14 protein-coding genes are annotated in these 13,327 nt (G+C 41.1%); 13 read left to right on the top strand and 1 reads right to left on the bottom strand.

What is annotated here, in order from left to right:
- Positions 1-291: 291 nt before the first annotated feature.
- From D3P96_RS06315 to citG, 3 genes are all read left to right on the top strand, one after another.
- Positions 292-2,826, top strand: coding sequence for a phage tail tip lysozyme (locus D3P96_RS06315; protein WP_124943530.1), 2,535 nt, complete (start codon positions 292-294; stop codon positions 2,824-2,826).
- Between the two features lie 94 nt (positions 2,827-2,920).
- Entirely contained in the window at positions 2,921-3,499 is a 579-nt protein-coding gene (gene citX / locus D3P96_RS06320; RefSeq protein WP_124943531.1) for a citrate lyase holo-[acyl-carrier protein] synthase, read from the top strand.
- Positions 3,486-4,340, top strand: a complete 855-nt coding sequence (gene citG / locus D3P96_RS06325) for a triphosphoribosyl-dephospho-CoA synthase CitG (RefSeq protein ID WP_432422549.1) — start codon at positions 3,486-3,488, stop codon at positions 4,338-4,340. The genes citX and citG overlap by 14 nt, the downstream gene beginning before the upstream one ends.
- A 38-nt stretch (positions 4,341-4,378) precedes the next feature.
- Here citG and proC read toward each other — a convergent pair whose 3' ends face one another.
- Positions 4,379-5,146 carry a pyrroline-5-carboxylate reductase gene (gene proC, locus D3P96_RS06330; protein WP_124943533.1) on the bottom strand — a complete coding sequence of 256 codons (768 nt, stop codon included), beginning with the start codon at positions 5,144-5,146 and terminating at the stop codon, positions 4,379-4,381.
- Between the two features lie 292 nt (positions 5,147-5,438).
- Here proC and D3P96_RS06335 point away from each other — a divergent pair, with 292 nt between their 5' ends.
- The 10 genes from D3P96_RS06335 (at position 5,439) to D3P96_RS06380 (ending at position 12,987) form a co-directional block, all read left to right on the top strand.
- Positions 5,439-6,011, top strand: a complete 573-nt coding sequence (locus tag D3P96_RS06335; protein ID WP_124943534.1) for a hypothetical protein — start codon at positions 5,439-5,441, stop codon at positions 6,009-6,011.
- Positions 6,012-6,104: 93 nt separating this feature from the next.
- Positions 6,105-6,902, top strand: a complete 798-nt coding sequence (locus D3P96_RS06340) for an alpha/beta fold hydrolase (RefSeq protein WP_124943535.1) — start codon at positions 6,105-6,107, stop codon at positions 6,900-6,902.
- A 14-nt stretch (positions 6,903-6,916) separates the two neighbouring features.
- Positions 6,917-7,318: a VOC family protein gene (locus tag D3P96_RS06345; protein WP_124943536.1), complete on the top strand. Its 402-nt coding sequence runs from the start codon at positions 6,917-6,919 to the stop codon at positions 7,316-7,318.
- 101 nt (positions 7,319-7,419) lie between these two features.
- Positions 7,420-8,073, top strand: a complete 654-nt coding sequence (locus D3P96_RS06350; protein ID WP_244919077.1) for an ABC transporter ATP-binding protein — start codon at positions 7,420-7,422, stop codon at positions 8,071-8,073.
- The gene (locus tag D3P96_RS06355) at positions 8,057-8,836 is read left to right on the top strand and encodes an ABC transporter permease (protein WP_124943538.1); all 780 of its coding nucleotides are present in this window, start codon (positions 8,057-8,059) and stop codon (positions 8,834-8,836) included. The genes D3P96_RS06350 and D3P96_RS06355 overlap by 17 nt, the downstream gene beginning before the upstream one ends.
- A 21-nt stretch (positions 8,837-8,857) precedes the next feature.
- Positions 8,858-9,301: a Fur family transcriptional regulator gene (locus tag D3P96_RS06360; RefSeq protein WP_244919078.1), complete on the top strand. Its 444-nt coding sequence runs from the start codon at positions 8,858-8,860 to the stop codon at positions 9,299-9,301.
- A gap of 97 nt (positions 9,302-9,398) precedes the next feature.
- Positions 9,399-9,581 (top strand): hypothetical protein, encoded by a 183-nt coding sequence (locus D3P96_RS06365; protein WP_124943540.1) that lies wholly within the window; start codon positions 9,399-9,401, stop codon positions 9,579-9,581.
- 468 nt (positions 9,582-10,049) lie between these two features.
- Complete coding sequence (locus D3P96_RS06370) at positions 10,050-11,000, top strand: Dyp-type peroxidase (RefSeq protein ID WP_124943541.1); 951 nt, start codon at positions 10,050-10,052, stop codon at positions 10,998-11,000.
- A 271-nt stretch (positions 11,001-11,271) separates the two neighbouring features.
- Entirely contained in the window at positions 11,272-12,450 is a 1,179-nt protein-coding gene (locus tag D3P96_RS06375) for a thiolase family protein (RefSeq protein ID WP_124943542.1), read from the top strand.
- A gap of 9 nt (positions 12,451-12,459) precedes the next feature.
- Positions 12,460-12,987 carry a GNAT family N-acetyltransferase gene (locus D3P96_RS06380; protein WP_124943543.1) on the top strand — a complete coding sequence of 176 codons (528 nt, stop codon included), beginning with the start codon at positions 12,460-12,462 and terminating at the stop codon, positions 12,985-12,987.
- Positions 12,988-13,327: the final 340 nt, after the last annotated feature.

Consider the following 13,327-nt stretch of genomic DNA (forward strand, 5'->3'; position numbering starts at 1 on the left):
ATACCAGATGTGGGTAAGAAATATTAATGTAAATCGTCTGCTAGAATGTTCCGATTTTGCAATCTCTATGGCACATGTCTGTGATTTTTACTTGGTAGTATGGGTGCGTTGGCGTAGTTAATTGTAACGGTATTGAAAACTAGTATTATTGACCTATGTTTTCGTCTGCGGTAATATATAAGAAGTTAAGAAAATATAAAGAAACTTAAAAAACAGACAAATGCTTAAGTAAGTACACAGTAAAAGTATTTTAGACAATGCAAAGCCATTGTCCTAAGGGAGTAATTAATAATGAGTCACATAAAAATGTATAAAAGTGGTAAGTTTTGGGTTAGTTCTGCTGTAGCAACCCTTGGAGCAGCAGCTGCGCTTGTTGGAGGTGCTGGTACAACAGCCCAAGCCGACGCAACGGATGCTAACGCACAAGCAACAGTTGATGGGTCTTCAGATGTTAAACCTGACCAGACTGATGCAGCTGGACATGTTCAAGTACAAATCGGTGCTGCAATGGCACAAAACCCAACAAATGCGACTCCTGCAACGGACGATACGCAAGCTACTGCAGATGCTAAGGCAACAACGCAAACTGATGCGACCCAAGCAGAAACGGTTGTACCAGACGCAACTGCAGAGCAACAAGTACCCGCAACACAAGCTCCAGATGCTAAGGCTGATACACAAAGTACAACAGCTGAAGCACCAGCAGAAACAGCTGATGTGAAGGCTGACACACAAGATACAGCTACTGATGTAAAGTCAGAAGCGGATAACGTAGCAACTGAGTCACAAGATGCGACAGCCGATGTGAAGTCAGGCGACCAAACGACAAAGACTGACTCAGAAGCTGACACGACTGATGTAAAGACTGATGACCAAAACACATCAAATGATGTAAAGACTGATGACCAAAACACATCAAATGATGTAAAAACTGATGTGAAGTCAGACGATCAAACAGCTGGTGCAGAAGTTCAAAAGCCAACAACAGATGTTAACGCACCTAAGGCTTCTGACCAAACTGAAAAAAAGAATCCAACGACAACGGCACCTAAGGCAGTTACACCAGCTCCAGTTGTTAAGAAGACAACTGTTGCAAAGCCAAAAGTTGCGACACCAACAAAGGCAACAACTGCTAAAGCTAAGCCTGTTTTAGCTGCGCAAACATATAACTATTCAGCTACGCAAAAGGCGAATGCAATTTATATCTATAAGTTCTTCTCAGCCCGTGGTTGGTCACGTAATGCCATTGCTGGAATGCTTGGAAACATGGCTGTTGAAAGTTATATCTTGCCTGACATCACTGAAATTGGTGGTGGAGGTGGATATGGTCTTGTGCAATGGACACCTGCAAGTAAGTTGATCAACTGGTGTCGTGCAAATGGACTTGATTACCGCACAATGTACGGTCAATGTATGCGAATTCAATATGAATTCACACATGGTATTCAATACTATCCAGGTTGGTCAAGCCTAACAGCAAGCCAATACATGAAGAGCAAGATGTCTGCTTTTGATTTGGCTATGGTCTTTATGAACAATTACGAACGTCCATACAATACTTACCAACCAAATCGTGGAAACATTGCCAACTACTGGTACAACTTCTTGGCAAGCCAAGAAAAGAAGACTGGTTACCAAACTGAAAATGGTAAGGTTTACTATTACGACAACAATGGAAACAAGATTAGTGGATTCCGTAAGTTCGGTAATAACATTGAGTACTACAACCCAACAACTAAGGTACGTCTTCAAAATGGTTATGTAACGACTAATGGAAACACATACTTCTTTGGTTCAAATGGGGCTGCCATTTCAGGATTCCGTTGGGGTGCCGCAAATCCAAAGACAGGATACCGTGCTTTGCAGTACTACGATACAAAGTCACACGTCCAATTCAAAAATAAGTGGCTAACGACTAATGGTAAATCATATTTCTTTGATGGTAAGGGATGGGCAACTGACGGTTTCCGTACAGGCGCAGCAAACCCCAAGACAGGATACCGTGCTTTGCAATACTTTGATCCAAAGACGCGTGTTCAATATAAGAATAAGTGGCTAACGACCAATGGTAAGACGTATTTCTTTGGTGCCAATGGATGGGCAACTGAAGGATTACGTTGGGGTGGTGCAAATCCAAAGACGGGATACCGTGCTTTGCAATACTTTGATCCAACAACACGTGTTCAATATAAGAACAAGTGGTTGACGATTAATGGTAAGACTTACTTCTTCGATGGTAAGGGATGGGCACAAGATGGTTTCCGTACTGGTGGTGCAAACCCACAGACGGGATACCGTGCCTTGCAATACTTTGATCCAAAGACGCGTGTTCAATACAAGAACAAGTGGTTGACGATTAATGGTAAGACTTACTTCTTCGATGGTAAGGGATGGGCAACTGAAGGTATTCGCTGGGGTGCTGCTAATCCAGAAACGGGATACCGTGCTTTGCAATACTTCGATCCAACAACACGTGTTCAATTAAAGAACCAAGAGAAGACGATTGATGGAAAAACATACTACTTTGATAACAAGGGATGGGCAGTCGATGGATTAGTAACTAAGGTTATCAATCCTACTACGCGTGAACGTACAATCAAGTATTATGATCCAACAACACGTGCTCAAGTATTTAACCAACACGTAACAGTCGATGGAATTGTTTACTACATGAACGCACAAGGTGTTGCTGCCAATGGGCTTATTCGCATGCCTGATGGTAGTGTTGAGTTCTATGAAGATTACCACCAAGTTAGAAATCGTACCGTGACCATCAATGGAAAGCGTTATACTTTCGATGAAAACGGTCGTGGAAAATTAGCTTAATTTAAGAACAGTTAACAGGGATGTTAGCTGTTTTTTTGTATGCCTTTAAAATTAGGGTATAATAGTGAAATAACTAATTTTTGTTTTGGGGGAAATGATATTGAAGCATGTTTTTGAAAATGGCTCTGAGGTAACATTAGATCAAATATTATTGAACAAAGAATGGCGAGCACATAAACAAACACAATTAATGACTCGTGTTCCGGAAGCAAGTTTAGTAAGTATCAAAATGAATATTCCTGGAGCCATGAAACAGAGTCCGGCAATCTTGGCGATGTTTCAACGTGGTTTAAAAACTTTAGAACACATGTATGGTCAATCTATTATTGACGAAACCATTGATTTTGACCGTCCGACAGGACCTGAAGCCTTTATGGTGCTAAATCAATCGTTGCATGATGCCAAAATTAACGGTATCCGATTTGAACAAACCGACTCTCTTGGGCGAATTTTCGACGTTGATGTAATGGCAGCCAGTGATGATGGTCAACAGTTGTCACGAACTGAATTGGGTTTCGATACACGAAAGTGCTTTGTCTGTGGTGAAGATGCTAAAATTTGTGCACGGTCGCAACAACATAGTAAAACTGAAATGACCGAAGCATTGGATGTTATTTATCAATCATTTTTAGCTGATCAGGGAGAACGTGTAAATGACAATGCCACCGATTGATTTCGTACAAGCTGCCGAACGTGCCTTACTTTATGAAGTAACCGTCAACCCCAAGCCAGGTTTGGTTGATCCAGTCAGTAATGGTGCCCATCAAGATATGGATGTGTATACGTTCCTTGATAGCGCAGCGAGTCTATTGCCATATTTAACGACGGCTGTCGCACTAGCTGAACAGTTTGATACTAGTCGTGATTTGACGGAACTGTTTGAAGAATTACGGAAAGCGGGCATTGTGGCTGAAAAAGCAATGTTTACCGCAACTAAAGGGGTCAATACCCATAAAGGGGCTGTGTTCTCATTGGGCATACTCGTTTGCGCAACAGCCTATTTAGCCCAACACGCCCAACCCATGACCAGTGAAAAGGTGAGTCAGACGGTTCAGGCCATGTTACAGGGACTGAGCGAGCATGATTTCGCGCGCCTGGCAGAAAAACCTGAAATAGAGTTAACTGCTGGTGAACGACAATTTCTAAAATACGGTGCTACGGGCATTCGGGGCCAGGCTGAAGCAGGATTTCCAGTTGTCATGGAATTTGCTTTACCTTATTTTGCAACCACTACAGGTGATATGAATGGACGCTTGTTAGATACATTAATGATGATCTCACGGGAAACGGAAGATTCAAATTTAATTAAGCGGGCTGGGACCATCGATATTTTACCGTGGTGGCGTGGACAAGTGGATGCCTATTTCACGATGGGGGGCAGCAAGACCGAAGAAGGCTTGAATTACGCGAAAACATTAAATGAGATTTGTATCGAAAAGAATTTGAGTTTGGGTGGATCCGCAGATTTACTCATCTTAACGGTTTACATGGCGATTGTGACAGATGTGCTATAAAAGAAAAACACGTCCAAAATGGACGTGTTTTTTTGTGTCTAATTATTTGAAGCATCAACGGCATCGATGACCGCTGAGCGGAAAGCATGTTTTTCGAGGGCGACCACACCGCGAATGGTTGAGCCGCCTGGCGTGGTGACTTGATCCTTAAGGACGTCGGGAGTTAACCCGCTCTCTTGAAGTAAGCTGGCACTTCCTTTCACCATACTTGCAGCTGCTTGATAAGCTAATTCACGCCCGAGGCCATTTTTGACCCCGGCATCGGCCAATGCGGCCATAAAGACGTCGACGAAGGCGGGACCACAACCCGTAATCGTACCGAAAATACCAAATTCTTCTGCAGAAACGGTGAAGACATCACCAAGTAGTGCAAGGAAAGTTTCAATTTTCACACCGTCGGTGACTTGTGATCCCATCGAAACACCAAGTGTACCATGATTGATGGCAACTGGTGTATTCGGCATGAGTAAAGCAACGGGATTTTGTGGAAACTTCTTCTGAATATCAGCGAGGGGAACGCCGCCAGCAGCTGACAAAATCGTTACCTTGGGGTCAAGGCCTTTGAACTGCGCCATGACATCAAGGGTCAATGGGGCTGGAGTTGTGAAGATTAGAAATTCAGGTGCTGCATCGAGTACGTCTTGATAATCAGTTGTGATTTGTAGGCCTAATTCATCATGATAGGTTTGCATCGCATCATTCGTTCGGTGTGCGGCTAAAATGAATTCATTTGGGTCAATTTTATTTAAAAGCCCATCGATAATCGCTTGGCCCATGTGACCAATCCCAATAATTCCGACTTGCATGTATAGATCTCCTATTTTGTAATAGCGTATGTGAGTTCATTGTAGCATATTCATTTTTTTGAAGCGGGATGCATTTTAACACAATGTATATGAAAAATATCTTATTTTGTAATATTTGAATGAATATGACAAATATAAAACACGGCGTCATAAATGCTTAATCTAAGTGTTATCGCATCAAATTATATTGAATTATAGACGTGCTATTATAATAGTACAAATAAAAAATTAAATGCAATAAACGCAATTATGATTGATTTAATCAAGACAATATTAACGAGGAGGACCTTTGATGTATTTAACAACGATTTTCGGAATCATTACGGTTTCGATTTCATTAATCGGGATGGCTTTGGTAAACCGACACACACGGCAACATAACCAGTCAGATATGGAAATTGCACGTGTTGGCATGACTTTAAAGCAATTTTTCGCCAAATATCCCATGACAACGTCGCTGAATTTAGAAACTTTAGCTGCGATGGTCACTGATATCGATGAAAATGAATTTAATGACATTTTAGGTGATTTACGAGAACAAGCTATTACCATTTTAAACATGGCCGATGCCAACGAGCAAAGTCAGGCTTATGTAAAATTCCATGCTTTGTATGAAAAGCAACGCAAAGAATTTGCGCATGCCTTGGATGCTGGTGGTTCATATGCAAATCAAATTAAAATTATTTTCGTGGTAGGCTTGGTATTTGGAATTATGTTTGTTGGTATGCAAGTTATGCCAGAAGTGAGTTTCACAATGATGCACCCATTTCAGTGGGCCATTGATACAGCTGGGGTACTAGCTGCAAGTGTAATGGGCTTAGCCTTAATTGGTACGGTTGGATATGCAATTGTTAATCGTATCTAAAGTGAAGACATGGGAAACCATGTTTTTTTTTTGCCTTTTTTTCGAGGTGATTGGTGTACAATAGTAACAAAGTAAACGTTGGAGGCTTGGAGCATGGCATATTTTTATACGAACGATCATACGCGACTATATTATGAAGATTCACAAAATAAGCAAGGACAACCGATGATCATGATTCATGGTTATGGTGGGAATCATGCTGAATTTTTGAATCAGCAAATCGCTTTTGAGGAACAGGGCTTTCGGGTTATTGTTTTTGATCAACGTAATCATGGTGCTTCAGCGCGTACCGGGAAAGGGGCTCGTGTTTCACGATTAGGGGCTGATTTAGCTGATTTAATCCGTGAATTAGCTCTTGATCACGTCATTTTAGTGGGACACTCAATGGGTGCTGCAGTCATTTGGGCTTATCTTTCATTATACGGAGCGGCCCAAGTTGCCCGCGTAGTGACGATTGATCAATCCCCTAAGGCGTTGAATACGCCTGATTGGCCATATGGCTTATTAGACGACACCTGGGATAACTTGAGTTTAACAGCGCGGAATGTTGAACATGTTAAGATGACCGTTAAGCATTTACCGGATAATGTTTATGAAGCCATTCGGACAGTTCAAGCTGATCATCCTTTCAATTATGAACAAAATGAACCGTTGCTGATGAATCATTTGGTACAAGATTGGCGTGATGTCATTCGGACATATCGTGATGTTCCTCAGTTATTTGTTGCTGGTGGGGACTCGCCTTTGTGGTCAAGTGATTATGCTGTGACTTGCCAACATATTACCGATGACCAGGCTGAGGTTGCCATTGTGCCACACACTGGTCATTTACCACACGTAGAAGATCCAGAATCATTCAATGCCATTTTAACGACATTCGTTAACGCCTAATAAAGGAGCAAGCAATGCTTAAAACAATCGAAGAAAACGCAACTGGTTTACAACACGTCGGCATCCCAACGCGCGATATGAACGCAACGACCGATTTTTGGGAGTCACTAGGTTTCAAAGTAACTGGAGAATTTCAAAATCGGGCCTCAAAAGTAAAGTTTCTTGAATTTAAAGGTCTTGTGATTGAAACTTGGGAAGCCCGAGCCGAACAAGCGAACGGTGTCGTTGGCGCCATTAATCATATTTCACTCAACGTCGAAAACATCGAAGCTATTTTTACAGAGTGCCAAGCGAGTGAGCTGAACGTGATAAACGACACGATTCAAGAACGACCATTTTGGGACAAGGGGATTAAGTTTTTCAATATTGAAGGACCTAATCACGAAATCGTTGAATTCTGTCAAATTAATCAATAAAAAGCAAAAAGACATGCCACGAAGGAATGTCTTTTTTTAATTTGTAATCATTCTAATTTGGCGTTAGAATGGACTTACATAAAAAAAGCAGGAGGACCATGATGCAACTCAATGTAAAAGATTTAAAAATGCAATTTGATGGTGCAACCGTATTTGATCACGTTACCTTCACAGTTCAAAACGATGACTGGTTGACCATTACCGGTGAATCAGGAAGTGGAAAGAGTACGTTGCTAAAAATTATTGCTGGCCTTATCGATGCTACCAGCGGTTCGATTACTCTTGATGGCAAGAGTGAATGGGATTATGACATTAGCACCTATCGTCAAGAAGTCTCATATGCCGTTCAATCTGCCCAACTTTTTGGTAAAACTGTGCGAGATAACTTAGACTTGCCATTTGAGGTGCGCAATCAAACACCTGATGTGGATCGCGAGTTAACGTTATTACGCGCGATGGAGTTGCCAGAAAGCTTCTTAGACAAGGATGTGCACGAATTATCTGGTGGTCAACGCCAGCGGGTTGGGGTTGCGAGAAACCTCCTTTTCCCACCTAAGGTCTTGTTACTTGATGAAATCTCAACGGGACTTGATGCGGATACTAAACTGACCATTTGGAAATTGATTCAACAAATGCAAGATAAGTACCATTTTGCCATTTTATCGGTTACGCATGATGGTGAAGAAATTAAACATGCAAATGCCATTATGACACTTCAAGACGGGGAGGCCACGATTCATGAACGCACAAATTAATGTTAGTAATTGGTCATTGATTTTATCATTCAGTTTGGTTTTCATTTCATTGGCTATTAGTTATCAACAAAAATTGCATTTAGAAAAAGATACGATTATTTCGGTTTTCCGAGCAATTATTCAATTAATCATTGTTGGATATTTGTTGAAGTTTGTTTTCCAAGTTAACAATACTTGGTTAACCCTACTGATGGCCGTTTTGATTGTTTTCAATGCTGCGCGAAATGCGGCATATCGTAGTCAAGGTATCCCAGGCGCCTTTAAAATTGCCGGAGTTGGCTTATCCATCTCAACTTTAATTACAGTTGGTATTTTGGTCTTAACACGTGTGATTAAATTTGAGCCCTACCAATTAATTCCGGTAACCGGAATGGTGGCTGGAAATTCGATGACGGCGATGGGATTGGTTTTCCGAAATCTAAACCAACAGTTTACTGATCAACAAGAGGTTGTCCAAGAACGTCTGGCCTTAGGAGCTAACCCTAAGTTGGCAACGGGGGATATTGCTAAAGAAGCCATTCGCACAGGAATGCAACCAACAATCGATTCAGTTCGAACATACGGATTGGTCTCATTACCAGGAATGATGACTGGGTTAATCATGGCTGGGGTTGATCCAATTCATGCGATTAAGTATCAAATTGTTGTTGTATTCATGCTCCTTTCAGCAACTGGAATTGCGTCAGTCTATGCGAGCTATTTAGCAACGCGTAAGTTTTACAATAAGCACTGGCAATTACAATTGCCAAAGGCAAAGCAATAAATGAAAGAGGGGGTCGCTATATTGTCCGATGAATTTGAACATGCCTTAGCAGCCGTACGTGATGCCGGTTATAAACTAACGCCACAACGCAAAGAGATTCTTGAGTATTTGATGACGCATGAAACCCATCCAACAGCTGAGATGATTTATCAAGATTTGAAAAGTCAGGATAAGTCGATTAGCTTGGCGACGGTTTATAATACGTTAGAACTTCTCTTGAAGACGCAATTGGTTTTGGCAATTGATAGTGATATGGACGGAAAGCGCCATTATGACTATTTTGGTCATCCACATTATCACGCGATTTGCACGAACTGTGGACGAATCGTTGACGGTCGGAATTTTGATTTAAGTCAATTGCCAAATATCGCCGCGAACGAGACCGGCTTTTTAATTAAAGGCTATGAAGTAACTGTCGAAGGACTATGTCCTATCTGTCAAGAGCAGTTGGGCATCAATAAATAATTAAAACGCGTCTCAGGGTGAGATGCGTTTTTTTGTACATTTAATATGGCATTTGATATGATGTATGTATATAGAAAAGATTTTACGGGAGCCAAAAATGCATAAACAAAATGTTGGGACAGTCATCGGGCTTTTATTTACGTTAGGGCTACTGGTAGTCGATGTGATGGCAATCGTAATGCGTACATCGAATATGCTGACTTTGGCAACTTTTGGGAATATGTTTTTCCTCGGCATGCAATACCAAAAGCGTAAAAAAGCGAAAACTAATGCATTTTAAAGGAGTCATTTATGAAAAATTTGAAGCGATCTGAAAAATTAATCTTATTAACAATTGCAGTCCAAATTTTAGGGATGCTCGTTGTAGCATACAAGAATAGGTAATGAGAGCAGACGATTATTTTGATGTTATTTGTCTTAATGAAGTTATTCGAGGGAATTTAGGATGTCTAAAAACGAAGCAAAACCAGTTAGGCAATATCAATTAGCAGCGCTTGGCATGTTATTGCTAGGACTTGCATTGCATGTGCTAAATGAGCATCTTTATTCACCACAAAGGTAAGACCAATAATTTTGGAACGGGATTCAAAACTAAAACGTGCGAATTGTTTCGTACATAGTGAGTTTACGATCTTATCGTGATTTTAATTTAGTTTCATTCTAAATTGTGATAAAATGAATTTGTAGAAAGATAAAGATGAGACGAAAAATCAATTCGTAATCTCATATACACAACAGGAGGCTCAACATGGTTGAAATTAACCCAGCAAAGGCACAGGATGTTTGGAAAGATATTGGCGAACACGTGTCGTTTGAAGTTTTGGAATTGACGCGTGAGGATCAAGCAGCAGCACAAGCTGGTATCCAAGAATTCGCAGATCGTTCACAGGCAATTATTCGTTCAATGCGTATTCGCTCAGCACAAGATAGTTTGAAGGTTTCAATTGGGTTTAGTAATGAAGCATGGGAGTATCTATTCCCAAATGCAGATAAGCCAAAGGAACTTGAGACATTTACTGGTGTCAGTGGACCTGAATACAGTATGCCTGCAACTAAGGGGGATATTTTCTTACACGTTCGAGCTAAGACAGAAGCAACAGTTTATGAAGTTGTGACACAATATCGTCGTTTCTTGAAGGATTTTACAACTGTATTAGATGAGACTAAGGGCTTCCGTTACTTTGAAGGTCGCGCGATTATTGGTTTCATTGATGGAACTGAAGCACCCGAAGTCCAAGACGCAGCTGAATATGCCATTATCGGGGATGAAGATCCTGAATTTATTAATGGGTCATATGCATTTGCTCAAAAGTGGATCCATGATATGGACTTTTGGAATCACCAAGCAACTGAAACACAAGAAAAGGCGGTGGGCCGTGAAAAGTTTACCGACCTTGAACTTGAAGATGACGATAAGTTTAAAAATGCGCACAATGTGACATCTAAGTATGAACCAGATGGGGAAGAACAAAAGATTGTGCGTATGAATGTGCCATTTTCTGATCCAGCCCAAGATAAGACTGGAACTTACTTTATTGGTTATTCACGACACTGGGAAGTCACGAAGCACATGTTAGAAAACATGGTTGACCAAAGTGATTACCTTTTGACCTTCTCAACGTTGTTGACGGGACAAGTTTACTTTGTCCCATCACGTGATATGTTAGCTGATATTGCAGATGGTAAGTTAAATAGTTAATAAAATGAAGAGTGCCGCGAATGTGGGGCACTTTTTTATTGCATTTGTGAATGAAAACGCTTACAATTATAAATGTAGTAAATGATAATTTTGAATAGCATCATACTGAAACAATATCTTAGTCGGGAACTGGCAGGTCCTCTGACTGAGATTTTTTTTATGGTAACATCAAAGTTAAAGCGGTATAATTACCATTTGTATGAGATAAAGTGCGATTCGAAAAAGTGAATCAAAAAGAAAATAGAAAATGAAAAGATTGGAGCTGAAATTCATGTCAAAAGTTTATATCGTTGGCGCAAAGCGCACAGCTGTTGGTAAATTTGGGGGCAAGCTTGCTACTGTTTCAGCACCAAAATTAGGCGCTCGTGCAATTCAAGGCGCTGTTGCACAAGCTAAAGCCAATCAAACGCTTAAGGTTGATCAAGTCATCATGGGGAATGTTTTACAGGCTGGGTTAGGTCAAAATCCGGCACGACAAGCGTCCCAATTAGCTGGACTGGGTAATCAAACTCCGGCAATCACGTTAAATGATGTCTGTGGTTCAGGTCTATCAAGTGTGAATACTGCGGCAGCCTTAATTCAAGCCGGACAAGCCCAAGTGATTGTGGCGGGTGGTATGGAAAACATGTCACAAGCACCTTATGTGTTGGATAAAGCGCGTTTTGGTTATCGCATGGGCGATGGTACTTTGAAGGACACCATGTTATCAGATGCTCTTACCGATGCCGAAGGTGGTTATCACATGGGATTGACAGCAGAAAACATTGCTGATGAATATCATGTGAGCCGAGAAGCGATGGACCAATTTGCCTATGAGAGCCACCAACGTGCTTTGCGGGCGATGGAGTCGGGCGCGTTTGATGATGAAATCGTTGAGGTACCAGTTAAATTGAAGAAGTCAGAATTAATCGTTGATACTGATGAAGGGCCACGTGCCGATACTTCAATTGAAAAGTTAAACAGTTTACGGCCTTCCTTTAAACAAGACGGAACAGTCACACCGGGAAATGCATCGGGCATTAATGATGGTGCAGCAGCCGTTGTTTTGGCGAGTGAAGAAGCTGTTCAAGCATATGGATTACAACCATTGGCAGAATGGATTGATGCGAGTTTGGTCGGACTTGATCCAGCCATGATGGGGATTGGACCCTATTATACAATTAAGGATTTGATGGGCAAGCATCCGGAACTTAAGTTGTCAGACATCAATACGTTTGAGTTGAACGAAGCGTTCGCCGCCCAAGCTGTGGCAACCAATGACTTACTTGATTTGGATCCAGCACGTGTGAATCCAAATGGGGGCGCGCTTGCGCTTGGACATCCAGTTGGTGCATCTGGGGCGCGTGTCTTGGTGACGTTGATTAATGAATTACCAGATGATGCGTATGGTGTCGCGGCATTATGTATTGGTGGTGGCATGGGCGTTTCTGCTTTAATCAAGAAAGTTTAGTGAAGTCTGATGGTTGAAATAAAACATGAACTTGATGTAAAAGATTTACCAACTTTACAGAGGGTGATTCAAGATGCTTTCACCAGTAGTGCGCATGGATATTCAGGTGAAAATGCGTTAGTCCAAGCGCTCAGGGAGAGTGACAAGACGAGTACGTATGATGTCGTTGCCTCTGATGATGGTGCTATCGTTGGTTATGCATTACTCTCAGATGCCTTAATCCTTGATGAAGGTGTGCCACAAGCATCGGGGTTAGTTCTGGCACCATTAGCTGTCGCACCGGATGCGCAAAAACAGGGCGTTGGTAAGGCACTAATGGCAGAAATTGAGAGTGTGGCGGGAACGCATGGTTATAGTTTCATCAGTATTTTAGGTGGTAACTATTACCAGCAGTTTGGGTATCGACCAGCTAGTCAATTTGGCATTAAAGCGCCGATGGAAGTTCCTGATGAATATTTTCAAATTAAACCAATGCGTGAAGGTAGTTTGACCGACGTGCAGGGCACTTTGAAATATGCGCCAGAATTTGGGCTATAGTGTTTAAGCATTGATTCAGAAATGTAAATGAGAAGCCATCCAGGTATGAATGCCCGGATGGCTTTTATTTTGTATATAACAGTATATGGGAATAAACTAAAAAGCACTTACAACATTGTGTAGGTGCTTTTTAGTTATTGATGCATAATTTTGTGTCCCAAATGGACTATAATTAATTTTTCTTTGGTTTTACAGTGATTAGTAAAATACATGAAGAAACCTTGGTGACAACTGTAAGGTACAAATGTTTTTAATAAATTCTATAATGGAAATAATAAGCTATCATGACTTTTTTTTTTTTATTAAATCAAAGAAGGCAATTGATTTACTTATTTTATGT

Origin of the sequence: Weissella viridescens (assembly GCF_003862435.1) — a bacterium.
GTDB lineage: Bacteria > Bacillota > Bacilli > Lactobacillales > Lactobacillaceae > Weissella > Weissella viridescens_A.